This is a genomic window from Nonomuraea sp. NPDC050383 (genome assembly GCF_044459125.1).
In the GTDB taxonomy this organism is placed as follows: Bacteria; Actinomycetota; Actinomycetes; order Streptosporangiales; family Streptosporangiaceae; genus Nonomuraea.
On record NZ_JBITIP010000001.1, the window covers coordinates 877036 to 900809 of the forward strand.

Here is a 23774-nt window from a genome sequence, read left to right on the forward strand (position 1 = left end):
CCATTCCATCACCGCTGATAGGTGGGATGAACCCCTGTTTGTGAGTACCTCGTAACCCTCGATAGAGTCCATTTACGTGACCACTGTGCGGCTGAACTCAGCAGATCCCGTCTCTTTCGCCACCGACGCGCTGATCGTCGGGTTCCGGTCCGGCTCCGAAGCCCCCCGCCCCGTCACGAGCGCCGACGCGCTCGACGCGGCCTTCGGGGGCAAGCTCGCCGCCTCCCTGACCGCCGCCGGCTTCAGCGGCCGGCCCGGCGAGATCGCCAAGATCCCCACCTTCGGCGCCATCACCGCCCCGCTGCTGGTCGCGGTGGGCCTGGGTGACGATGCGTCCGGCAAGGACGACGCGGAGGGCCTGCGGCGCGCGGCCGGCGCCGCCGCCCGCGCCCTCGCCGGCACCGTCCGCGCCGCGCTCGCGCTGCCCGCCGGGTCCGCCGCCGACGCCGAAGCCGTCGCTCTCGGCGCGCTGCTCGGCGCGTACGGTTTCAGCCGCTACCGCACCGGCGAAGGCGCCAAGGCGCCCGTGGCCGAGCTGGAGGTGCTGTCCCCGCTCCCCGCCGAGGAGGCCGGTCGGATCGCGGAGCGGGTCACCGCGCTCGCCGAGTCCGTCACCCTGGTGCGCGACCTGGTCAACACCCCGCCCTCCGACCTGTGGCCGGGCAAGTTCGCCGAGATCGCCGAGCAGGCGGCCGCGAAGGCCGGCCTGACGGTCGAGGTGCTCGACGAGAAGCAGCTCAAGGACGGCGGCTACGGCGGCCTCATCGGCGTCGGCCAGGGCTCGGCCAACCCGCCGCGGCTCGTCCGCCTCTCCTACACCCACCCTGACGCGGGCAAGACGCTGGCGTTCGTGGGCAAGGGCATCACCTTCGACTCCGGCGGCCTGTCGCTCAAGCCGTCCGCGTCCATGGACTGGATGAAGTCCGACATGGGCGGCGCGGCGGCCGTCTTCGGCGCGCTGCTCGGCATCGCCCGCCTGGGCCTGCCCGTCAACGCCGTCGGCTACCTCTGCCTGGCCGAGAACCTGCCGAGCGGCACCGCGCAGCGCCCCTCCGACGTCATCCACAGCTACAGCGGCAAGACCGTCGAGGTGCTCGACACCGACGCCGAGGGCCGCCTGGTGCTCATGGACGGCATCGCCCGCGCCGCCGAGGACGCCCCCGACCTGATCGTGGACGTGGCCACGCTCACCGGCGCGCAGATCGTCGCGCTCGGCTGGCGCACGGCCGGCGTCATGGCCAACGACGACGCCGTCCGGGAGCTCGTCGTCGAGGCCGCGACGGCCGCCGGCGAGGGCGCCTGGGGCATGCCGCTGCCCGAGGAGCTGCGCAAGGGCCTCGACTCGCCGATCGCCGACATCGCCAACCTCCAGCCCGAGCGCTGGGGCAGCATGCTGGCCGCGGGCATCTTCCTCAAGGAGTTCGTGCCCGACGGGGTGCGCTGGGCGCACATCGACATGGCCGGCCCCGCCTTCAACAAGGGCGAGCCGTACGGCTACATCCCCAAGGGCGGCACGGGCGCCATCACCCGGACCCTGATCGGACTGGCCGAGCGGCACGCGAGCATCTGAAACAAATGAAAAGATGACGGCATCACGAACACCCCGACAAGGAGCCTTCCTGTGGCCTACGACATCGTCGTCCTAGGTGGCGGCAGCGGCGGCTATGCCTGCGCGCTGAGGGCTGCCGAGCTGGGCAAGTCCGTCGCCCTGATCGAGAAGGACAAGATCGGCGGCACCTGCCTCCACCGGGGATGCATCCCCACCAAGGCTCTGCTGCACTCCGCCGAGGTCGCCGACGAGACCCGCGAGAGCGAGACGTTCGGCGTCAAGGCGCGCTTCGACGGCATCGACGTCCCCGGCGTCCACGCGTTCAAGGACAAGATCGTCACCCGCGCCTGGAAGGGCGTGCAGGGGCTGCTCAAGGGCGCCGGCGTGACGATCGTCGAGGGCGAGGGCCGCCTCGTCGGGGAGCGCGCGATCCAGGTCGGCTCGGAGGTGTACGAGGGCGCCAGCCTCGTCCTCGCCACCGGCTCCGCGCCCCGCTCCCTGCCCGGCCTGGAGATCGACGGCGAGCGCGTCATCACCAGCGAGCACGTGCTGACCATGGACCACGTCCCGGCCTCCGTGATCGTGCTGGGCGGCGGCGTGATCGGCGTCGAGCTGGCCAGCGTCTACCGCTCGTTCGGCGCCGAGGTCACGATCGTCGAGGCGCTGCCGCATCTGCTGCCCACCGAGGAGGAGTCGAGCTCCAAGCTGCTGGAGCGGGCCTTCCGCCGCCGCGGCATCAAGTACGAGCTGGGCGTCTTCTTCGACAGCGCCAAGACCACCGACACGGGCGTGGTGGTCACCCTGGCCAACGGCAAGACCCTCGACGCCGAGGTGCTGCTCGTCGCGGTCGGCCGCGGCGCGGTGTCCTCCGGCATGGGCTTCGAGGAGGCCGGCATCACGATCGAGCGCGGCGCCGTCGTGGTGGACGAGCACTGCCGCACGTCGGTCCCCGGCGTCTACGCGATCGGCGACCTGATCCCCACCCTGCAGCTGGCCCACGCCGGCTTCGCCGAGGGCATCATGGTCGCCGAGCACATCGCCGGCCTCAACCCGCCGCCCATCGACTACGCCGGGGTGCCGCGCATCACCTACTCCGACCCCGAGGTCGCCTCGGTGGGCATCACGTCCGCGCAGGCCGCCGAGCGCGGCATCGAGATCGTGGAGCAGGTCTACGACCTCGCCGGCAACCCGAAGAGCCAGATCCTCGGCACCGCGGGAGCGGTCAAGGTCATCGCCCAGAAGGACGGGCCCGTCGTCGGCGTCCACATGGTGGGCCGCCGCATCGGCGAGCTCGTGACCGAGGGTCAGCTGATCTACAACTGGGAGGCGCTGCCCGCAGAGGTCGCCCAGCTCATCCACGCACACCCGACCCAGTCCGAGGCCATGGGTGAGGCGATGCTGGCACTGGCCGGCAAGCCGCTGCACGTTCACAACTAGTCCAGCCCTCGAGATCAGAACGCGAGAGAAGATAACGATGCCGGTCTCCGTACAGATGCCCCAGCTCGGCGAGAGCGTCACCGAGGGCACGGTAACCCGTTGGCTGAAGAAGGAGGGCGAGCGCGTCGAGGCCGACGAGCCGCTCCTCGAAGTGTCGACCGACAAGGTCGACACCGAGATCCCGTCGCCGTCAGCGGGTGTCATCACCAAGATTGTCGTCGCGGAGGACGAGACCGTCGAGGTCGGCGCCGAGCTGGCCATCATCGACGAGAACGGCCAGGCCGGCGGTGCCGCCCCCGCGCAGGAGGAGGCTCCGGCCCCCGCCGCGCAGCCCGAGCCGGAGCCCGCCCCGGCCTCGTCGATCCCGCAGCCCGCGCCGGCCCAGCCGGCCGCCCCGCCGCAGCCGGCTCCGGCCCCGCAGGCGCAGCAGGCCCCGCCCGCGCCGGCCCCCGCTCCGGCTCCGCAGGCCCCGGCTCCGCAGGCCCCGGCCCCGCAGGCGCAGGCCCCGGCCGAGCCCGCCGCCCCGTCCACGGGTGAGAGCCCGTACGTGACGCCGCTGGTGCGCAAGCTCGCCAACGAGCACGGCGTCGACCTGGAGGCGATCACCGGCACCGGCGTCGGCGGCCGCATCCGCAAGCAGGACGTGCTGGAGGCCGCCAAGGCGCAGCGCGAGCAGGCCCAGCCGGCCGCACAGGCCCCCGCCGCCCAGCCGGCCGCCGCGGCTCCGGCCGCCCAGGCCCCGGCGGCGCAGGCCCCGGCCGCGGCGCCCGAGCCCGTCGAGGTCGACACCACGCTGCGCGGCCGCACCGAGAAGATGTCGCGCCTGCGGCAGACCATGTCCAAGCGGCTGGTCGAGTCGCTGCAGACCGCGGCGCAGCTCACCACGGTCGTCGAGGTCGACGTCACCAAGATCGCTCGGCTGCGTGACCAGGCCAAGGGCGAGTTCCTGCGCCGCGAGGGCGTCAAGCTGTCGTTCATGCCGTTCTTCGAGATGGCCGCGATCGAGGCGCTCAAGCAGCACCCCAAGCTCAACGCGACGATCAACAACGAGACCATGGAGGTCACGTACTTCGACGTCGAGCACCTGGGCATCGCGGTCGACACCGAGCGCGGCCTGATCGCGGCGGTCATCAAGAACGCCGGCGACCTCAACCTCGCCGGGCTGGCCCGTAAGACGGCCGACCTGGCCGAGCGCACGCGCGCCAACAAGGTGACGCCCGACGAGATCACCGGCGGCACGTTCACGCTGACCAACACCGGCAGCCGCGGCGCCCTGTTCGACACGCCGATCCTCAACCAGCCGCAGGTCGGCATGCTGGGCACCGGCGCCGTCGTCAAGCGTCCCGTGGTGGTGGACACGCCGGAGGGCGAGGTCATCGCGGTCCGCTCGATGGTGTACCTGGCGCTGACGTACGACCACCGCCTGGTGGACGGCGCCGACGCCGCCCGCTTCCTGACGACGGTCAAGCGCCGTCTGGAGGAGGGCCGCTTCGAGGCCCAGCTCGGCCTGGCGTGACCCGGCCCCCGCGAAGCGGGGTGACCCGGTCCCCGCGCGACGCGGGGTGACACGGTTCCCGTGAGGAGGCCCGGACGGTTGTCGTCCGGGCCTCTTTCCGTGCGGCGGGCTCCCGGCGTGCTGCCCCGTGACGCGCGGGGGCGCGGCGTAGGGTGGGTTGATGGCGATCATCGTGACCGGGGCGTCGGGACTGCTGGGGAGTGCGCTGGCCGGGGCCCTGCGGGAGCGGGGCGACCGGGTCGTCGCGCTGGTGCGCCGCCCGCCCGCGGGCCCGGACGAGCGGTTCTGGGACCCGTCCGCGGGCGTGCTGGACCCCGCGGCCCTGGAGGACGCCACCGCGGTGGTCCACCTCGCCGGGGCGCCCATCGGCGACCGGCGCTGGAGCCCCGCCTACAAGCGCGAGCTCGTCCGCAGCCGGATCGAGGGCACCCGCACCCTGGTGACGGCCCTCAGAGGGCTGTCACGGCCGCCTGAGGCGCTGCTGTCGGCCTCCGGGGTGGACTTCTACGGCGACACGGGCGACCGGCCGATCGACGAGAGCGCGGGCCAGGGACAGGGGTTCCTGGCGGAGCTGTGCGCCCGCTGGGAGCGCGAGGCCCGGGAGGCGGAGTCGCTGGGCGTCCGGACGGCGCAGTTGCGCACCGGTCTGGCGCTGAGCCGGCGGGGCGGCGCGCTCGGCCGGATGCTGCCGATCTTCAGGGCCGGGCTCGGCGCCCCGCTCGGCTCGGGCCGGCAGTACTGGTCGTGGATCTCGGAGACGGACTGGGTGGGCGCGGTGCTGCACGTCCTGGACCACCGTGAGGCGTCCGGCCCGGTGAACCTCACCTCGCCCGCACCTGTCACCAACGAGACGTTCACGCGGACCCTGGGCAAGGCGGTGCGCAAGGGCACGGTGCCGATGCCGGTGCCGGCGTTCGCGCTCAGCCTGGGGATCGGGGAGTTCGCCAGGGAGGCGCTGCTGCCCGGGCACCGCGTCCTGCCGCGCAGGCTGGAGGACACCGGGTACGGCTTCGCCCATACCAGTCTCGACGAGGCGCTGCGCGCCGTACTCTAGGGTGCTGTTCTCGCAGCATCGGCACCTTGGGGAGGCACCGGCATGAGCAGGTCAGGGCAGTCGCACATTCTGGCCATCGGCGGCGGATCGTTCGTTCCGACCGAGCGCCACGGCTTCCTCCAGGCGAGCCCGCTGCTGCGCTACGCGCTCGACCTGACCGGCCAGGACCGGCCACGCCTGGGCCTGCTGGCCACCGCGACGGGCGACGACGCCGACTGGCTGCTGAAGATGTACGGGGCGTTCGCCGGGTGGGACGTCGAGGTGAGCCACCTGACCGTCTTCCCCATGCCCAACGTCGCCGACCCCCGGGCCTGGATCCTGGAGCAGGACGTCATCTACGTCAGCGGCGGCAGCGTGGCCAACCTGATGGCGCTGTGGCGGCTGCACGGCCTGGACGAGGCGTTCGAGGAGGCGTGGCGGGCCGGGGTGGTGCTGTCCGGGCAGAGCGCGGGCGCGCTGTGCTGGCACGTCGGCGGCAACACCGACTCCTTCGGGCCGAAGCTGCGGGTGTGGGCCGACGGCCTGGCCCTGCTCCCCTACGCGTGCGGGGTGCACTACGACTCCGACCCGCAGCGGCGCCCGCTGCTCCAGGCCTCGGTGGCCGGCGGGGAGATGCCCGGCGGCTACGCGGCCGACGAGGGCGTGGGGCTGCACTACGTCGGCACCGAGTTCATCCAGGCGGTCAGCACGAGGCCGGGCGCGTACGCCTACCGGGTCGAGCACGACGGCGACGGCGGGGTGAAGGAGTTCAGGATCGAGCCGCGCCTGCTGACCTCCTGAATTACCCTTCAAGGGTGACGGAACGGCACAATGGACCCATGCGCCCCAGGCACGGGGTCGATCCCCTCGCACTCGCCATCGTCCGCCTCGGTGTCGACGTCCCCTATGAGCAGGCTTGGGCGCTGCAGCGTCAGGTGCACGGCAAACGGGTCGCCGGCGAGCTGACCGACACGGTGCTCCTGCTGGAGCACGCTCCGGTCTACACGGCCGGCAGGCGTGCCGCGCCGCACGAGCGGCCCGCCGACGGCACGCCGGTGATCGACGTCGATCGGGGCGGGCGCGTCACCTGGCACGGTCCTGGACAGCTCGTCGCGTACCCGATCGTGGCCGTCGGCGACGTGACGACGTACGTGTGCCGCCTGGAGGAGGCGATGATCCAGATCTGCGCCGACTTCGGGGTCATCGCCCGCCGGGTGAGCGGCCGGGCCGGCGTGTGGACGTCCGGCGATCCCGGTCTCGGGCTGCCCGACCGGCAGATCGGCGCGGTCGGCATCCGGGTGTCGCGCGGCGTCACGATGCACGGGTTCGCGCTCAACTGCGCCAACGACCCGCGCTGGTTCAACCGGATCCTGCCGTGCGGCATCCCCGACGTGGGGGTGACGTCGCTGTCGGCGGAGACGGGCCGGCGGATCGTGGTGGACGAGGTCCTGCCGATCGCGGAGAAGCGGCTGTCGGAGTCGCTCGGCATGCAGCCGTTCGACCTGCACGAAGAGGACCTCATGCGAAGGTAGCGGCCTCGGTGCCGCGAAAGGGATGGCCGGGGACGGGACGGGCGTCTACGCTCAGGCCGTGAACCGGCTGATCACTCTTCTCCTCGCGGTCCTCGTGCACGCCCTCACTCTCGCCTTCGTCGTGACCGGGGTGTGGATCGCCGTCGTCAACGCCGAGATGGTCTTCGGCTGGCTGGTGGGCGGCGTGCTGGTGGCGCTCGGCTGGATGCTGCGCCCCCGGCTGGGCGGGCGGCTGCCCGCCGACGCCGAGGTCCTCGGCCGCGAGGCCGCCGGAGAGCTGTACGGCCTCGCCGAGCGGGTGGCGGACCGGGCCGGCGGGCCGCGCCCGCGCGAGGTGACGGTGCGCGACCTCGACCCGGTCTCCCGTCTGCTGCGGGTCGGCCCGCTCCGCAGGCCCGTGCTCGTGGTGGGGCTGCCGCTGTGGCTGGCCCTCTCGCCCCGGCAGCGGGCGGCGGCGCTGGCCCTGGCGTACGCGGAGACGCCCACGGTCGAGGAGCTGGTCGTGGACGGCGCGCTGGCGACGCTGGCCGAGTGGCGCGAGGCGCTCCTGGGGGCGGCGCCGCTGGAGGTGCGGCACGAGGCGCAGACGAAGGTGCTCGCCTCGTCGCTCGGCCCGCTCCACCAGCCGGGCACCGGGTACGAGGCGGCCGGGCTGCTGGGCCGTCTCGTCGGCCGGGTGCTGGGCGGTCCGCTGCTCCTGCTGGAGCGGGGGCTTACCCGGCTGGCGCGGGCGGACGCGGGCCGCGTCGAGCGGCGGCGCGAGGACCTGGCGCGGCGGGTCGTGCCGGCGCGCGACCTCGCCGAGGTGCGCGGGCTGCTGGCGAGCGGCCGGTACCTGGCGCCGATGCAGGCCGCGGCGCTGCGCGGGGAGGGCGTGCCGGCCATCCGGGAGCAGGCGCTGGCGCGGGCCGCGCGGCCGTCCGCGGGGTCGGAAAAGGGCGCAGAGCAGGGCGCGGAACAGGGCTCCGGCCAGGACTTCGTCCGGAGCTCGGGCCGGGGCTCGGACGCGGGCTCGGAGCTGCTCGGCGCGGCCGAGTCGCACCGGATCGACGACGAGCTCCTGCGGCACTACACCCGGGCGATCCGCGGGTTCGGCCTGATCGTCTGATACCCCCCGCGGGAATCCACCCCTCGCGTGGTCCAGGTCCCGGCGAGACGTAAGCTGGGCTGGTGACCGTTGCTCCTGAAGGCCGAAAGCTCCTCCGCCTGGAGGTGCGCAACGCCGAGACCCCTATCGAGCGCAAGCCCCCGTGGATCAAGACCAAGCTGAGGACGGGCCCCGAGTACACCGAGCTGAAATCGCTCGTGCGCCGGGAGGGCCTGCACACGGTCTGCGAAGAGGCGGGCTGCCCCAACATCTACGAGTGCTGGGAGGACCGCGAGGCGACGTTCCTCATCGGCGGCGACCAGTGCACGCGCCGGTGCGACTTCTGCCAGATCGACACGGGCAAGCCCAAGGAGTACGACCGGGACGAGCCGCGCCGTGTGGCCGAGTCGGTGCAGCAGATGGGCCTGCGCTACGCCACGGTGACCGGCGTGGCCCGTGACGACCTGCCCGACGGCGGCTCCTGGCTGTACGCCGAGACCGCGCGGCAGATCCACTCCCTGCTGCCCGGCTGCGGCGTCGAGCTGCTGGTGCCCGACTTCAACGGCGACCGCGGGCAGCTGGAGGAGGTCTTCTCCAGCAAGCCCGAGGTGTTCGCGCACAACGTCGAGACCGTGCCGCGGATCTTCAAGCGGATCCGGCCGGCGTTCCGCTACGAGCGGTCCCTGGCGGTGATCACCATGGCGCGCGAGGCGGGCCTGGTGACCAAGTCCAACCTGATCTTGGGCATGGGCGAGACGCGCGAGGAGGTCGTCGAGGCCATGCGCGACCTGCACGCGGCCGGCACCGACCTGCTCACCATCACCCAGTACCTCCGCCCGACGCCCCGCCACCACCCGGTGGAGCGGTGGGTCAAGCCGGAGGAGTTCGTGGAGCTGCAGGCCGAGGCCGAGGCCATCGGCTTCGCCGGGGTGCTGTCCGGGCCGCTGGTGCGCTCGTCGTACCGCGCGGGCCGGCTCTACCAGCAGGCGATCGAGGCGCGGCAGAGCGCCTGACGCACGGGTTGTCGCGGCGCCTCCCGGTGGGGGGCGCCGCGCCGTGTCCTGGCCGGTAAGGTCACGTTTTCCTTTCAGGACCGGTTGGTTTGTATCCTTGCGAACATGGCGAAGTCCGTGGACCCAGAGAAGCCGGGGCGCATCAAGCAGCTCCGCATGATCGCGCAGGTCATCCAGCAGGCCAACCCCAAGGGGTTGCCCATCGTGTTCCTGTCGGCGATCGGCACGCTCGCTGTGGTCGTCGTGATCGGTATGGTCACGGGCTTCCTGTGGTATTCGGTGTTCCTCGGCGTGATGCTGGGGCTCACCGTGGGCCTGGTCGTGTTCGGCCAGCTCGCCCAGCGCGCCCAGTACTCGATCCTGCACGGCCAGACCGGCGCGGGCGCGGCGGTGCTGCAGGGCATGCGCGGCGCCTGGCAGGTCACCCCGGCCATCGCGGTCAACCGCGACCAGGACCTCGTGCACATGGTGGTCGGCTACCCGGGCGTGGTGCTGGTGTCGGAGGGCCCGGGCAACCGGGTGGCGCGGATGCTGGCCGCCGAGAAGAAGCGGGTCGCCCGGGTGGTGCTGGGCATCGAGATCTACGACATCCAGTGCGGTGACGGCGAGGGCCAGGTGCCGCTGTCGAAGCTGCAGCGCCACATCATGAAGCTGCCGCGCAACCTGAAGAAGCCCGCGGTCAACGAGGTCAAGGACCGCCTGCGGTCGCTGCCGAAGAACATGCCGATGCCCAAGGGCCCGATGCCCAAGGGCTCGCGGATGCCGCGCGGCCCCAAGATGCGCTAGATGCCGTCCTCTTCGTCGCGGGCCAACCGTGGCTGGTGGGACGGCAACGCCGACGACTACCAGGTCGAGCACGGCGACTTCCTGCGTGACACCGGGTTCGTCTGGTGCCCGGAAGGGGTCGACGAGGCCGAGGCGGGCCTGCTGGGCGACGTGCGCGGGCGGCGGGTGCTGGAGATCGGCTGCGGCGCGGCCCAGTGCGCGCGCTGGCTGGTGACCCAGGGCGCCGAGGTGGCCGCGTTCGACCTGTCGCACCGCCAGCTCCGCCATTCCCGGCGCATCGACATGGAGACCGGCGTGCGGGTGCCGGTGGTGCAGGCCGACGCCGAGGCGCTGCCGTTCGCCGCCGGGTCGTTCGATCTGGCGTGCTCGGCCTTCGGCGCTCTGCCGTTCGTGGCCGACCCGGCGGCGGTGTTCCGGGAGGTGCGCCGGGTGCTGCGGCCCGGCGGGCGGTTCGTGTTCTCGGTGAGCCATCCGATCCGGTGGGCCTTCCCCGACGACCCGGGGCCGCGCGGGCTGACGTCCGACCGGTCGTACTTCGACCGCACGCCGTACGTGGAGAGCGACGAGGACGGCGTGCCCACGTACGTCGAGCACCATCGGACCATGGGCGACTGGGTGGGCCTGGTCGTGGCCTCCGGGCTGAGCGTGACCGGGCTGCTGGAGCCGGAGTGGCCGGCGGGTCACGAGCGGGTGTGGGGCGGCTGGAGCCCGCTGCGCGGCCGGCACATCCCGGGCACCGCGATCTTCACCGCCGAACGCCCCTGACGCCACGGGCGGTGCGCGGCCGGGGGCCCGGCCGGCCCGCCACGCAGCCTCCCGGCCGCGTCATGGTCCGGCTACGGACCCACCGGCGCGGTCATGGCGTCACCCGCTCGAAGACGGCGGCCAGCCCCTGCCCTCCGCCGATGCACATGGTCTCCAGGCCGTAGCGGGCCTGGCGCCGGTGCAGTTCCCGGGACAGCGTCGCGAGCATCCGCGCGCCGGTGGCCCCCACCGGGTGACCGAGCGAGATGCCGGAGCCGTGGACGTTCGTGCGTTCCAGGTCCTTCTCGCCGAACTTCCACTCCCTCATGACGGCCAGCGCCTGGGCCGCGAACGCCTCGTTCAGCTCGATGAGGTCCATGTCGGTCAGGGACAGGCCGGCGCGGCCGAGGGCGGCCGCGGTGGCGGGGACCGGCCCGGTGCCCATGGTCTTCGGCTCGACTCCTGCCACGGCCCAGGACACGAGACGGACCAGGGGACGCAGCCCGAGCCGCTCGGCGCGCTCGGGGGTGGTGACCAGGCACAGGGCGGCCGCGTCGTTCTGCCCGCTGGCGTTGCCGGCCGTGACGGTGGCCTCCGGGTCGGAGCCGAGCATGATCGGCCGGAGCCTGCCCAGCGACTCCAGCGAGGTGTCGGCGCGCGGGTGCTCATCGGTGTCGATCACCGTCTCACCGCCCTTGACCTTCACCGCGGCCGGGACGATCTCCTCGGCCAGGATCCCGTCCGCCTGGGCCCGGACCGCCCGCTGGTGGGACAGGAGGGCCAGCTCGTCCTGCTCCTGCCGGGGGATCGCGTACGCGCGGCGCAGGTTCTCGGCGGTCTCCAGCATGCCGCCGGGCACGGGGTGGTTCCTGCCGCCGGCGGTCTGCCGGGCGCGTACGAGGGTGTCGTGGACGGCGACGCCGTTCCTGGCGCCCCAGCGCATGTCGAGCGAGTAGAACGCGGCGTTGCTCATGCTCTCGGTGCCGCCCGCGACGACGACGTCGTGCGCCCCGGTCTGCACCTGCAGGGCGGCGTAGATCACGGCTTGCAGGCCGGAGCCGCACCGGCGGTCGAGGTGCAGGCCGGGGACGGTGGCGGGCAGGCCGGCGTCCAGGGCGACGACCCGGCCGATCGCCGGCGCCTCGCCGCTGGCGTTGCAGTGGCCGAGGATGACGTCCTCGATCACCTCCGGCGCGACGCCGGTGCGGTCGAGGAGGCCCTTGAGGGCGGTCACCCCGAGGTCGACCGCCGTCAGGCTCCTGAACATCCCGCCGTAGCGGCCGATCGGAGTGCGGACGGGCTCGCAGATGACGGCTTCACGCATGGCCGGCGCCTTCCTGGAACTCGATCGTCAACGTGGTACGGGGCTCGCCGGGATCGCGGCCGGACACGCCCAGGGTGAGCGGGGCGTCCCCGATCCGGAGCAGCCGCGCGGCCTGGCCGCAGAAGAGCGGCCTGCGGTTCCTGTGCCGCATGCGGAGGACCGGGGCGTGCTGCCCCTCGAGGCGCAGGACCTCCGCGAGGGCGAGCGTCATCAGGGGTCCGTGCACCACCAGGCCGGGGTAGCCCTCGATCCGGGTGGCGTACGGCCAGTCGTAGTGGATCCGGTGCGGGTTCGACGTCGCCGCGCTGAACCGCATCAGCAGGGCCGGGTCCGTGGCGAGGTCCCAGGCCCACTCCCCCGCCCGGGTGAGGGGGGCGCCGGCGGGGGCCAGGCCGGCCGCCGGCTCGGCCGGGACCTCGGAGGCGGCGACGGCTCCCGCGTCCCGGTAGACGATGTCCTGCCGCTCCTCGATCGCCAGGCGGTCGTCCTCGTCGTACAGCCTGGTGGCGACGGCCGCGACGACCAGCTTCCCCGAGCGGCCGGACTTCTCGGTGACCGACTCCACGCGCGCCTCGCGCCGGACCGTGCCGCCCACCGTGAGCGGGCCGTGGAAGACGACCTCGCCGCCGGCGAACATCCGGCGCGGCAGCTCGACCGGAGGCAGGAACGTCCCCCGCGCCGGATGGCCGTCCGTCCCGAGCGTGGAGGAGGCGGGCCAGCGGGCCAGGGCGAGCCAGTGCCACAGCGGCGGCAGGGGGTCACCCGGGCCGGGCGCGGGCGTGCCGTCGTCGAACAGCGCGGACAGCGCCGCCATCGGATGCGGGTCGACCGTCTCGGTGGTGGTGAGGGTGTGCGGTTCCCAGCCCGTCGGCGTCACATGAACCTTCCGCCGGTCACTTCCAGCACCGTGCCGGTCATGTACGAGGACAGGTCGGAGGCCAGGAACAGCGCGACGGTGGCGACCTCGCCCACCTCGCCCGCGCGCCCCATCGGTATCTCGGCCATCTTCTGGTCCCACGCCTTCCGCGGCATGGCCTCGGTCATGGCCGAACGGATCAGGCCCGGCTGGATGACGTTGACCCGCACGCCGTGGTGCGCCAGCTCCTTGGCGGCGGCCTTGGACAGGCCGACGATGCCGGCCTTGGCGGCGGAGTAGTTGGTCTGGCCGACCATGCCGACCTTGCCCGACAGCGAGGAGATGTTCACGATGGCGCCGCTCCTCCGCTCCCGCATGATCGCCGCCGCCTTGCGCGTGCCGTTCCAGGTGCCCTTGAGGTGGACGTCCACGACCTGGTCGAACTGGTCCTCGGTCATGGTGCGCATCGTCGCGTCGCGGGTGATCCCGGCGTTGTTCACCATGACGTCCAGCGTGCCGAAGGCGTCCAGGGCCGTCCGGAGGAGGGCGTCCACGTCGGAGGCGTTCGTGACGTCGCACCGCGCCGCCCGGGCCGCCGCGGGGCCGCCCAGCTGCTTGGCCGCGGCCTCGGCGGCGTCGAGGTTGAGGTCGCCGAGGACCACCCTGGCCCCCTCCTTGACGAAGACCTCGGCGATGGCCAGGCCGATGCCCTGCGCGCCGCCGGTGATGACCGCCGTCCTGCCGTCGAGTAGCGTCATGACTCTCTCACCCGATTCTGTCGCGTGCGATCGACTGGCGTCATCCGGTGTGCCGCCCGGCGTCGCGCGTCCGGATGACGCCCTTGTCCGCCAGGGCCGCGAGGTCCGCCGCCGACAGCCCCAGCTCGGCGCGCAGCACCTCGCCCGTGTGACGGCCCACCGGCGGCGCCGGCTCCGGTGGAGCCTGCTCCGCGTTCATCACCAGCGGTGATCCCGGCGCCAGGTGTGTGCCGACGCCGGGTTGCGTGAGCGGCGCCATCAGCGGGCTCTCCCGCAGCGGGCGCGCGTCGCCGGCGGCGAGGTCGGCGAAGCTGCGGTACGCCGACCACAGCACGCGGGTGGCGCGCAGGGCCGTCTCCGCCTCGGCCAGGGTACGGGTCTCGAACCAGCCGGCGAGCAGCTCGCCGAGCACCCTGCGGTGCCGGTGGCGTTCCGCCTCCTGGCCGAGGTCCGCCCCGAGCGCCGAGGCCAGCGCGGCGACCACCTCGGTGAGGCCGGTCGCGGCCAGGAGGTCCCGCCAGTGCCGGGTGGTGAGCGCCACGACCATCAGCCGCCCGCCGTCGGCGGTGGCGAAGTCACGGCCGAAGGTGCCGTACACGTGGTTGCCGTCGCGTTCCCGTGGTGTGCCGCCGAGCTGCGCCTCGGCGAGGTAGCCGAGGTTGCCGGCGGTCGCTAGGGCGACGTCCTCCAGCGCGACCCGGACCTGCTGCCCCTCGCCCGTCAGCAGCCGGTGCCGCTCGGCCGCGAGCAGTCCGACCGCCAGGTAGAGCCCGGCGGCGACGTCCCAGGCGGGCACGACGCCGTTCACCGGCCCCGCCGTGCCCTCCGGGCCGGTCAGCAGGGGGAAGCCGGTCGCCGCCTGGACGGTGTAGTCCACCGCGGCCCCGCCGTCCCGGCGGCCGGTGAGCAGCACGTGGATCACGTCGGGGCGGCGCTCGCTCAGCGCCTCGAAGGTGAGCTCCGGGTGCCACGCGGAGTTCGTGATCACGATTCCCCCGCGGTCTCCCCCGCTGACGATCAGGGCGGCGACGAGGTCGCGTCCCTCCTCGCGGGACAGGTCCACCTCGACGGCGCGTTTGCCCTTGTTGAGGCCCGACCAGTACAGGCTCGTCCCGCTCGGGGCCAGCGGCCAGCGGGTACGGTCGGCGGCGCCGCCGATCGGCTCCACCCGGATCACGTCGGCGCCGAGCTGGGCCAGCGTCATCCCGCCCAGCGGGCCGGCCACGTAGCCGGAGATCTCGACGACCCGCATGCCGAGCAGCGGCCGGGAGCGCCGCCCGGCGGGCGCGGCCCGCTCCGTCACCGCCCCGCCGCCCTGAGCGGCTGCTCCCGGATGGCCTCGGGATTCTCGCCGGTCCGCTCGATGACGTCCCCGGCGGGCACGACCTCCTCGCGCACGAGGGCGCGGACGGCGGCGAGCACCGCCTGGAAGGCTTCGGTCTCCACTGGCTGTCTCCTGACGCGGTCGTGGGCGGGGGTCCCCGGGACGAGACCGCGGCAGGCGGATCGTCCCGAGCGGCCCGCGCGGCCCGACCTGAAGGATCTTGCCCAGCGACGGGCCGGCGAAGCGCGGCGCGGGCGGCCCTGGCGGCGCTCAGCCCCCGGCGTAGCGGGCGGCCATGGCGTGGAAGACCTTCTTGGGCTCCCAGCGCGCCTCGTCGAGCAGCCGGATCACGCCGTAGGAGCCGATGTCGTCCGCTCCGGTGCGGTTGTAGGCGGCGAAGGTGAACCACAGCGCCGTCTCCACGCCCTCCTCCTCGAACACGTCGAGCAGCCCGGTGAGGTAGCGCACCTGCTCGTCCTCGTCCGGCACGGCCCCGTCGGGCACCAGCCAGGCCGTGCCGCCGCGCTCGCCCGCGCCCTGGTATGCGCAGGTGCCGAACTCGGTGACCGCGACCGGCTTGCCGTGCCGGAAGTGCGCGCGCAGCTCCTCGCGGTAGTTCGCGGCGTTGTACGCGGCCCGGTAGGCGTCCACGCTCACCAGGTCGAACGGGCTCCAGTCGATGTACTCCCACGGCCCGGCCGCGTAGGTCACCCGGCCGCCGAACAGGGGCCGGACCGTGGCGGCCGCCTCGGCGAGGAAGACGTTGAAGCGGGTCATGACCTCGCCGAGCGACTGCCACCACGCCAGGTCGCCGTCCATCATGAGCTGCAGCCGCTCGCGATAGGTGTCACCGGGTATGAAGCCGGGCCCGAAGGCGCTGGTCTCGCAGCCGGTGACGAGGACCACCTCGGCGCCGTCGCGCCGTAACGTCTCGGCCCGGGCGGCGCAGTCGGCGTACAGGGCGAGCGTCTCCTCGCGCGGCTGGTCCACCGGGAAGGGCGCGAGCCACACCTCCAGGCCGGCCGCGGCGGCCTCCTCGGCGGCGACGCCGAGGCGCTCCGGGTCGCCGCCGGAGACGCGCACCGCCCGGCAGTGCAGGTCTTCGGCGATGACCCGCATCTCGCGGCGGGCGCTCTCGCGGTCGAACGCCCGGCGGGACCGCTCGGGCCCGTTGAGGAAGCCGGTGTCGTAGTTGATGCCCTTTTTCATGATCCATCCTTGTCGTCGACGTGACCATGGCCGCGTTCCAGCAGGTCGAAGGCGAGCTCCACGTCCTCGGCCAGGCGCCGGCCCGCCTCCGCGAGGGGCGTCCCGCAGGACAGGCGGAAGAAGAACGTCTCCTGGAGGGCGGTGACCGTGGCGGTGATCTGGGCCGCCATCACGCGGGCCACCAGGTCGACCTCCCCTTCCGGAACGGGGCTCGCGGCGCTCGTGGCCAGGGCGGCGGCGAGCTCCTCGCGCTCCTCCGCGTACGCCTGCTGGAGGCCCGCCAGCAGCGCCGGGCTGGAGGAGATCACCCGTACGCGCGCCATGAGCGCCTCCACGTCCACCTCGCCGGGGCCGGCGGCCAGCCCCCGGTAGTGGGCGCGCAGCGCGGCCAGCGGCGTCACCCCCGGCGCCCGCTCGGCCACGACCCGCGCCATGTCGTCCTTGACGCCCTCCAGGGCCAGGGACTCCTTGCTCGGGAAGTAGCTGAACAGCGTCACCTTGGCGATCCCGGCCGCCTCGGCGACCTCGTTGACGGTGACCGCGTCGTAGCCCCGCTCGGCGAACAGGCGCAGCGCGACCTCGGCGATGCGCCGCCGCGTCTGCTCCTTCTTGCGCTCCCTCAGTCCTGCCATCACACAGAAAAGCGTACCCGGTTCAGAACCGAACCGGGTACGCTTTTTCGGAATCGTGTGTCACATACGGACGACGACGGTGTTGGACACGCGGTCGTGCACCCCGCGGTGGTCGCGGTCGAAGATCAGCGCGGGCACGGCCAGGGCGAGCAGCAAGGTGCGCGTCAGCGCGGGCACCAGCCGCGGGTCGCCGCCGTCCATGGCCGCCACCCGGATGCCGGCCAGCCGGTGGCCGAACGTCTGCCCCATGAACGCCACCAGCACGAGGTACTGCACGGCGAACACGACGGCGGGCACCCAGGGCGACTCGGCGGGGTCGATCCGCAGGAGGAGCTGGGTGATGGCCCAGGTGCAGATCAGCCAGTCGATGACCAGGGCGGTGATGCGCCGGCCCCAGCCGGCGACCGATCCGCTGCCCTCCTCGGGCAGGCCCAGCCGCTCGCCCGGATAGCCGAGATCGACGCCCGCCGCCCGCACGCCGCCCAGCCAGGTCTGTGTCCAGCGGGGCTCATTGCCGCTCATGTCCACCACGGTATCCGGCGGGTGGCCCGGTCGCTCACACGGAGTGGCGTAGGCGCTCCGCGCCCCTCCTCCGCTTAACATATGCGAAACAATCGGGACACCGAGCGGAAACGGCCGCGACCTAGCGTCGGCCTGATAGCCAGGTCCCCAGGGAGGTTCGAGAGTGTTCAACTCCGCCGACGACGTCCTGAAGTTCATCAGCGACGAAGGGGTGCAGTTCGTCGATGTCAGGTTCACCGACCTGCCGGGGACGACGCACCACTTCACCTTCCCGGTAGAGAACTTCAGCGCGAGCGTCTTCACCGACGGGCTCATGTTCGACGGCTCGTCCATCCGCGGCTTCCAGGCCATCCACGAGTCGGACATGCTGCTGCTGCCCGACCCGTCCAGCGCCGTGCTGGACCCGTTCCGTCAGCACAAGACGCTGAACCTCAACTTCTTCGTGCACGACCCGCTGACCGGCGAGGCCTACAGCCGCGACCCGCGCAACGTCGCCCGCAAGGCCGAGGAGTACCTCAAGGGCACCGGCATCGCCGACACGGTCTACTTCGGCCCCGAGGCGGAGTTCTACATCTTCGACGACGTCCGCTTCGAGACGAAGCAGAACGCCGGCTACTACTACATCGACTCCATCGAGGGCGCCTGGAACACCGGCAAGGCCACCGAGGGCGGCAACCTCGGCTACAAGCCGCGCTACAAGGGCGGCTACTTCCCGGTCCCGCCGATGGACCACTTCACCGACCTGCGCTCCGAGATGGTCCGCAACCTCATCGAGTGCGGCATCGACGTCGAGATGCAGCACCACGAGGTGGGCACCGCCGGCCAGGCCGAGATCGACTTCAAGTTCGGCACGCTGCTCAAGACGGCCGACAACCTGATGCTCTACAAGTACATCATCAAGAGCACGGCCCTGGAGTTCGGCCACACGGTCACGTTCATGCCCAAGCCGCTCTACGGTGACAACGGCTCCGGCATGCACTGCCACCAGTCGCTGTGGAAGGACGGCTCGCCGCTGTTCTACGACGAGGTCGGCTACGCCGGCCTGTCCGACACGGCCCGCTACTACATCGGCGGCCTGCTCCGCCACGCGCCGTCGCTGCTGGCCTTCACCAACCCGACGGTCAACTCCTACCACCGCCTGGTGCCCGGCTACGAGGCCCCGGTCAACCTGGTCTACAGCCAGCGCAACCGGTCCGCCTGCGTCCGCATCCCGATCACCGGCTCGAACCCGAAGGCCAAGCGCATCGAGTTCCGGGTGCCGGACCCCTCGTGCAACCCGTACTTCGCGTTCGCCGCCATGCTCATGGCCGGCCTCGACGGCATCCGCAACAAGATCGAGCCGCCGGAGCCGGTGGACAAGGACCTGTACGAGCTCCCGCCGGAGGAGGCCCGCCAGGTGCCCCAGGTGCCGGGCTCCCTGCCCGAGGTGCTCGCGGCCCTGGAGGCCGACCACGACTACCTCCTGGAGGGCGGCGTGTTCACGCCCGACCTCATCGAGACGTGGGTGGCGTACAAGCGGGAGAACGAGGTGGACCCGATCCGCCTGCGCCCGCACCCGCACGAGTTCGAGCTGTACTACGACGTGTGACCGGTGAGCCCGTGGCAAGGTCCTGGACCTTGCCACGGGCTTTCCGCATGGCGGCGCCTTCCTAGCGGCCCCCGGTGGCGGGGAGGGAGTCCAGTTCGTCCGCTCGGCGGAGGTCCTTGGGGCGGCCCAGCGCACGGCGCATCCGGATCAGGTCCCGGCGGGAGACGTAGTGAACCTCCAGGCCGCCCGGGTCGACCGCGGTGATCGCGCGATCGAGAAGCTCCCGGACCGGGAGGGTCCCCCAGGGCAGCGCCGGGGTGCAGCAGTCGCCGCCGGCTCCGGGTGAGGTGAACGGCACTTTGGGGCGGAGAAGGGCGTCCGGGCGAGGTGCCACGAGGGTGCCCGACTCGTCGGTGAGCCGGGCGCCGACGGAGTCGAAGGCGGCCGCCAGAGCCGTGGCGTGAGCCGGCGCGCCGTCCCAGAGCAGATCCAGATCGCCGGTCAGTTCGGCGGACCCATGCATGATGCCGGCGACCTGCCCGATGACCACAGCCCGGACGCCGTTCCGGTGGATGGCCTCAAGCAGAGGGAAGGGGTCGAACCCGAGGGCGCCGTCCGTGTTGATCGTGCCGAGGACGTCATCGGCGTCCTCGGGGCCCAGGCCGATGGCTGTCCGGTCGCGAGCCAGTTCACGAGTGCGGCGGGCAGCGGTGCGGAGCCGTTCCAGCGGTTCGTCGATCATCTGATCCATGCAACACCGGCTGCGCCCCCGGCGCACGCGGATTCTCCTAGCGGTGGGAGCGCATGCCGGTGAGGCGGCGCAGCACATCCCACCAGAACGGGGCGCCGAACAGCAACGCCACGTACGTCATGAGGTAGCCCGGCCAGTGGCTGGGCGTGGTGAGCCGGTCCCACCAGGTGCCGCCGTTCCAGTGGACGGCCGGGTCGCCCTCCTCGGGGATCGACAGGCTGACCAGGGCGTGGTCGAAGACCTTGACCAGGGCCGGCTGGCTGAGGGTGTCGGTGATGCAGGGCACCGGGTTCGAGCGCTCGCACTGCGCCTTGAGCTCGCCGTACGCGTCGGGACCGGACTCGGCCACGGCCGTCACGGAGGCGCGGAAGGCGTTGTCGCGCAGCAGCGTCTTGGCGTACTCCAGCCCGTCCATGGTGAACACCAGCGTCACCAGCAGCCCCAGCGCGGCCACCACCCACTTGACGTAACGCCGGTACAGCATCGACAGCCGCTGCATCTCGCCGTCGAACCAGGTCTCCACCCCGCCCCGGAACCGCTCCAGGTCGCGCTGGGCGCTCTCCCACACGCCCTTGAGGTGGCCGTGGAGCGGGCTGCCCATGGCCTTGAGCTTCTCCAGCAGCCCCTCGACGCCGCCGTCCTCGGCCGCCGCCAGCTCCATCAGCGCGGCGGCGAAGCGGCCCGGCGGCAGGTTGGCGATGCTGGTGCGGCCCTGCTTGGGATGGTCGATCTCGCGGACCCGCTGGTAGAGAAGGTTGATCATGGCGTCCTCGGCCTTGGTCTCCTTCACGGGCAGCTCGCCGGCCTCGGACGGCGCGGGCTGGTCGCTGTGCACCGGACGCGGGTCCCGGGTGAACGGCAGCACGGCGAACACCTCCCGCACGCTGGCGGGCAGCCAGCTCCTGCCGTCCTTGTCGCTGCCGTCCATGGTGTCGCGCAGGTACGCCCACAGGAACTTGCTGCGGATGGCGAGCAGGCGGACGAACGCCTCGTTCAGCCCGCTGACGAGCAGCGACAGCAGCAGGAACGACAGCACGAGACCTAAGGCCAGATCCACGTAGATCGACAGCAAAACGATCACCCCGCGCCTTGATACACCCGCTCGGGCGCGGGACGCAACGGCTCACATCTCCGGGGAAACGGGCTCAGGAGCCGTAGAAGACGCGTTCCACCACCTGGCGGGCACGGCGGGTGACGCGGCGGTAGTCGTCGAGAAAGTCCTCGGAGCCGTCCGGCGGGTAGCCGAGCGTGCGGGCCAGCCGCATCCGCTCGCGGGCGTCGGCCGGGACGCTGTCGCCGGGCCGTCCCTTGACCAGCATGATGGCGTCGCGGATCCGGGAGGCGCACTGCCACGCCTCGGCCAGCACCTCCTCGTCGGCCTCCGTCAGCAGCCCCTCGGCGACGGCCGCGCGCAGCGCCTCCAGGGTGCGGGTGGTGCGCAGGGACGTGGCGGCGCCGGCGTAGCGGAGCTGGAGGAGCTGGGCGACCCACTCGACGTCGGACAGGCCGCCGGGGCCGAGCTTGGTGTGCAGGGCGGGGTCGGCGCCGCGCGGCAGCCGCTCCGCCTCCATCCGGGCCTTCAGGCGCCGGATCTCGCGTACGGCCTCCTCGCGCAGGCCATCGGCCGGGTAGCGCAGCTCGTCGGCCATCGCGGTGAACTCCGCGCCCAGCGCGGCGTCGCCGGCGCAGAAGCGGGCCCGCAGCAGCGCCTGCGCCTCCCACGGCGAGGACCAGCGCGCGTAGTAGGCGCGGTAGGAGGCGAGCGTGCGCACCAGCGGCCCCTGCCGGCCCTCGGGCCGCAGGTCCGGGTCGATGAGCAGCGGCGGGTCGGGAGCGGGCAGGCTGAGCAGGCGGCGCAGCTCGTTGGCGATGGCGAAGGCGGCGTCGCCGGCCTCCCTCTCGCCCGCGCCGGGGTGCGGGTCATGGACGAACATGACGTCGGCGTCGCTCGCGTACGACGACTCCATGCCGCCGAGCCGGCCCATGGCGATGAGGGCGAACCGGGTGGGCGGCTCCACTCCCCGGTCGGCCCGGACCTTGGCGACGGCCGCGTCGAGGGCGGCCTGGAGCGTCACGTCGTTGAGCGCCGACAGCGCGACGCCGACCTCCTCGATGCCGGCCAGGCCGAACAGGTCGGCGACGGCCGTGCGGAACAGCTCCCTGCGCCGCAGGGCGCGCACGGCGGCGACGGCGCTCGCCGGGTCGGCCGCGTGCCGCGTCACGGCGGCGGACGCCTCGGTCCGCAGCGCCTCGGGGGCGCGCAGCGCGAGGTCCTCGTCCGAGCCGAGCAGCGCCACGGCGTCGGGGGCGTGCATGAGCAGCCCGGTGGCGTAGCGGCTGGCGCCGAGCACGCGGGCCATGCGGGCGGCCACGGCGGTCTCGTCACGCAGCAGCCGGAGGTACCACGGCGTGGTGCCGAGCTTGTCGCTGACCTGCCGGAAGCCGAGCAGCCCCGCGTCGGGGTCGGGCGTGTCGGCGAACCAGCCCAGCATGACCGGCAGCAGGGTGCGCTGGATCGCGGCCCGCCGCGACACCCCGGAGGTGAGCGCGGCGATGTGGCGCAGCGCGCCGTCGGGGTCGACGTAGCCGAGGGCCCGCAGCCGGGCCGAGGCCGCCGCGGTGGACAGCCTGGCCTCGGTGTCGGGCAGCCGGGCCACGGCCTGGAGCAACGGCCGATAGAACAGCTTCTCGTGCAGCCGCCGCGCCTCCCGCGCGTGGCGGCGCCAGCGGGCGGTGAACTCCCCCACCGGGTCGGCCTGCATGCCGAGCGCGCGGCCCAGCCGGCGCAGGTCGGCGGAGTCGGTGGGCAGCACGTGGGTGCGGCGCATCCGGTGGAGCTGGAGCAGGTGCTCGACCTGGCGCAGGAACGTGTACGCCTCGGCCAGGCCGCGTGAGTCGTCGCGGCCGACGTAACCGCCCCGGGACAGCGCGGCCAGGGCCGGCAGGGTGGCGCGGCGGCGCAGCAGCGGGTCGAGCCGCCCGTGGACGAGCTGGAGGAGCTGCACGGCGAACTCGATGTCGCGCAGCCCGCCCGGCCCCAGCTTGATCTGCCGCTCCCCCTCCGCGCGCACGTGCTCCTCGACGCGGCGGCGCATGGCCTGGACGTCCTCGACGAAGTGGTCGCGGGTGGCGGCCGACCAGACCAGGTCGTTGACCGCCTCGACGTAGGAGGCGCCGAGCTCCATGTCGCCGGCGACGGGACGGGCCTTGAGCAGCGCCTGGAACTCCCAGGTCTTGGCCCACCGGCCGTAGTAGGCCAAATGGCTGGCCAGGGTGCGCACCAGCGGCCCGTTGCGGCCCTCGGGGCGCAGGCCCGCGTCGACCTCCCACAGCGCCCCCTCGGAGGTAGCCGCCGAGCAGGCGCGCATCATGGTCTGGGCCAGCCGCGTCGCGGCGCGCAGCGCCTTGGTCTCGTCGGCGCCGTCGCGCGGCTCGGCCACGAAGATCACGTCGACGTCGCTGATGTAGTTGAGCTCCCGCGCGCCGGCCTTGCCCATGCCGATCACCGCCAGCCGTACGTCCTCGGCGTCGACCTCCGCGCGGGCGATGGCCAGGGCCGCCTCCAGCGCGGCGCCCGCGAGGTCGGACAGCTCGGCGGTCACCTCGCTGAGCGTGGCCTGGCCGGTCAGGTCGCGCGCGGCCAGGCCCAGGAGCCGGCCACGGTACGCCACGCGCAGCGCGACCAGCGCACCGGGGTCGGCCGGGGCGCCCGGGTGATGGCGGCCGCCTGAGGAGGAGGCGGGCGTGGCCGCGCGGGGCAGCGGGTCGCCCGGGTCGGCGCCGACGGCGCGCAGCAGGTCGGCGCGGGCGTCACCCGGCTCGGTGGAGGCCAGCAGCGCGAGGTGGCCGGGGTGGCGGACCAGGTGGTCGCCCAGGGCGGCGCTCACGCCGAGGACGGCCAGCGCGCGCTCGCGCAGCCGCTCGTCGCCGCGCAGGGCGGCGGCCGCTTCGGGGGCCCGCTCGGCCAGCCGCGTCAGCGACAGCAGCGCCAGGTCGGGGTCCGCGACCTGGACCAGCCCGTCGAGCAGGTCGTCCAGCTCGCCCCCGGCCTGTTCCAGGAGCCGCGCGGCGGTCGCTCCGTCGGCGAACCCGAGCTTGGCGAGCCTGGCGGCGGTGGACTCGATCCTGGGCACCCCTCCATCTTGACAGGCCGGTGCGCGGGCGACATAAAGT

22 protein-coding genes are annotated in these 23774 nt (G+C 73.1%); 11 read left to right on the forward strand and 11 right to left on the reverse strand.

Features of this window, described 5'->3' with window-relative positions; all coding sequences use genetic code 11:
* Window positions 1-76: 76 nt before the first annotated feature.
* The 10 genes from ACIBG4_RS03935 to ACIBG4_RS03980 all read left to right on the forward strand — a co-directional run bounded on the left by ACIBG4_RS03935 (window position 77) and on the right by ACIBG4_RS03980 (window position 10718).
* Window positions 77-1570, forward strand: a complete 1494-nt coding sequence (locus ACIBG4_RS03935) for a leucyl aminopeptidase (protein ID WP_397200538.1) — start codon at window positions 77-79, stop codon at window positions 1568-1570.
* A gap of 51 nt (window positions 1571-1621) precedes the next feature.
* Window positions 1622-2986 (forward strand): dihydrolipoyl dehydrogenase, encoded by a 1365-nt coding sequence (gene lpdA, locus ACIBG4_RS03940; RefSeq protein WP_355453986.1) that lies wholly within the window; start codon window positions 1622-1624, stop codon window positions 2984-2986.
* 37 nt (window positions 2987-3023) lie between these two features.
* On the forward strand, window positions 3024-4502 hold the full coding sequence (gene sucB / locus ACIBG4_RS03945) for a 2-oxoglutarate dehydrogenase, E2 component, dihydrolipoamide succinyltransferase (RefSeq protein ID WP_310715122.1): 1479 nt from the start codon (window positions 3024-3026) through the stop codon (window positions 4500-4502).
* Between the two features lie 160 nt (window positions 4503-4662).
* The gene (locus tag ACIBG4_RS03950; protein WP_397200539.1) at window positions 4663-5556 is read left to right on the forward strand and encodes a TIGR01777 family oxidoreductase; all 894 of its coding nucleotides are present in this window, start codon (window positions 4663-4665) and stop codon (window positions 5554-5556) included.
* A 42-nt stretch (window positions 5557-5598) separates the two neighbouring features.
* Entirely contained in the window at window positions 5599-6336 is a 738-nt protein-coding gene (locus ACIBG4_RS03955) for a Type 1 glutamine amidotransferase-like domain-containing protein (protein ID WP_397200540.1), read from the forward strand.
* A 38-nt stretch (window positions 6337-6374) separates the two neighbouring features.
* Entirely contained in the window at window positions 6375-7067 is a 693-nt protein-coding gene (lipB, locus tag ACIBG4_RS03960) for a lipoyl(octanoyl) transferase LipB (RefSeq protein WP_355442922.1), read from the forward strand.
* Between the two features lie 58 nt (window positions 7068-7125).
* Entirely contained in the window at window positions 7126-8175 is a 1050-nt protein-coding gene (locus ACIBG4_RS03965) for a hypothetical protein (RefSeq protein WP_397200541.1), read from the forward strand.
* Window positions 8176-8237: 62 nt separating this feature from the next.
* On the forward strand, window positions 8238-9167 hold the full coding sequence (gene lipA / locus ACIBG4_RS03970) for a lipoyl synthase (protein ID WP_310715133.1): 930 nt from the start codon (window positions 8238-8240) through the stop codon (window positions 9165-9167).
* Window positions 9168-9272: 105 nt separating this feature from the next.
* Window positions 9273-9953 carry a DUF4191 domain-containing protein gene (locus tag ACIBG4_RS03975; RefSeq protein WP_310715135.1) on the forward strand — a complete coding sequence of 227 codons (681 nt, stop codon included), beginning with the start codon at window positions 9273-9275 and terminating at the stop codon, window positions 9951-9953.
* Window positions 9954-10718 (forward strand): methyltransferase domain-containing protein, encoded by a 765-nt coding sequence (locus ACIBG4_RS03980; RefSeq protein WP_355442915.1) that lies wholly within the window; start codon window positions 9954-9956, stop codon window positions 10716-10718.
* A gap of 91 nt (window positions 10719-10809) precedes the next feature.
* Here the strand turns inward: ACIBG4_RS03980 and ACIBG4_RS03985 are convergent, their stop codons facing one another.
* From ACIBG4_RS03985 to ACIBG4_RS04020, 8 genes are all read right to left on the reverse strand, one after another.
* Window positions 10810-12021 (reverse strand): acetyl-CoA C-acetyltransferase, encoded by a 1212-nt coding sequence (locus tag ACIBG4_RS03985; RefSeq protein ID WP_397200542.1) that lies wholly within the window; start codon window positions 12019-12021, stop codon window positions 10810-10812.
* Window positions 12014-12898: a MaoC family dehydratase N-terminal domain-containing protein gene (locus tag ACIBG4_RS03990; RefSeq protein ID WP_397200543.1), complete on the reverse strand. Its 885-nt coding sequence runs from the start codon at window positions 12896-12898 to the stop codon at window positions 12014-12016. The genes ACIBG4_RS03985 and ACIBG4_RS03990 overlap by 8 nt, the downstream gene beginning before the upstream one ends.
* Complete coding sequence (gene fabG, locus ACIBG4_RS03995; RefSeq protein ID WP_397200544.1) at window positions 12895-13635, reverse strand: 3-oxoacyl-ACP reductase FabG; 741 nt, start codon at window positions 13633-13635, stop codon at window positions 12895-12897. Before fabG ends, ACIBG4_RS03990 begins: the two co-directional genes overlap by 4 nt.
* A 40-nt stretch (window positions 13636-13675) precedes the next feature.
* Window positions 13676-14938, reverse strand: a complete 1263-nt coding sequence (locus ACIBG4_RS04000; protein ID WP_397200545.1) for a CoA transferase — start codon at window positions 14936-14938, stop codon at window positions 13676-13678.
* Complete coding sequence (locus ACIBG4_RS04005; RefSeq protein ID WP_397200546.1) at window positions 14935-15081, reverse strand: hypothetical protein; 147 nt, start codon at window positions 15079-15081, stop codon at window positions 14935-14937. The genes ACIBG4_RS04000 and ACIBG4_RS04005 overlap by 4 nt, the downstream gene beginning before the upstream one ends.
* 148 nt (window positions 15082-15229) lie before the next feature.
* Complete coding sequence (locus tag ACIBG4_RS04010; RefSeq protein WP_397200547.1) at window positions 15230-16168, reverse strand: hypothetical protein; 939 nt, start codon at window positions 16166-16168, stop codon at window positions 15230-15232.
* Complete coding sequence (locus tag ACIBG4_RS04015) at window positions 16165-16800, reverse strand: helix-turn-helix domain-containing protein (RefSeq protein ID WP_355442932.1); 636 nt, start codon at window positions 16798-16800, stop codon at window positions 16165-16167. The genes ACIBG4_RS04010 and ACIBG4_RS04015 overlap by 4 nt, the downstream gene beginning before the upstream one ends.
* Window positions 16801-16860: 60 nt before the next feature.
* On the reverse strand, window positions 16861-17322 hold the full coding sequence (locus ACIBG4_RS04020) for an RDD family protein (RefSeq protein WP_397200548.1): 462 nt from the start codon (window positions 17320-17322) through the stop codon (window positions 16861-16863).
* A 163-nt stretch (window positions 17323-17485) separates the two neighbouring features.
* Here ACIBG4_RS04020 and glnA point away from each other — a divergent pair, with 163 nt between their 5' ends.
* Window positions 17486-18910, forward strand: coding sequence for a type I glutamate--ammonia ligase (gene glnA, locus ACIBG4_RS04025; RefSeq protein WP_310715152.1), 1425 nt, complete (start codon window positions 17486-17488; stop codon window positions 18908-18910).
* Between the two features lie 61 nt (window positions 18911-18971).
* Here the strand turns inward: glnA and ACIBG4_RS04030 are convergent, their stop codons facing one another.
* The 3 genes from ACIBG4_RS04030 to ACIBG4_RS04040 all read right to left on the reverse strand — a co-directional run bounded on the left by ACIBG4_RS04030 (window position 18972) and on the right by ACIBG4_RS04040 (window position 23734).
* The gene (locus tag ACIBG4_RS04030) at window positions 18972-19592 is read right to left on the reverse strand and encodes a hypothetical protein (protein ID WP_397200549.1); all 621 of its coding nucleotides are present in this window, start codon (window positions 19590-19592) and stop codon (window positions 18972-18974) included.
* A 46-nt stretch (window positions 19593-19638) separates the two neighbouring features.
* A complete protein-coding gene (locus tag ACIBG4_RS04035; RefSeq protein WP_397200550.1) occupies window positions 19639-20682 on the reverse strand; it encodes a hypothetical protein in 1044 nt (347 codons plus the stop codon).
* A 64-nt stretch (window positions 20683-20746) separates the two neighbouring features.
* Entirely contained in the window at window positions 20747-23734 is a 2988-nt protein-coding gene (locus tag ACIBG4_RS04040) for a bifunctional [glutamine synthetase] adenylyltransferase/[glutamine synthetase]-adenylyl-L-tyrosine phosphorylase (protein ID WP_397200551.1), read from the reverse strand.
* Window positions 23735-23774: the final 40 nt, after the last annotated feature.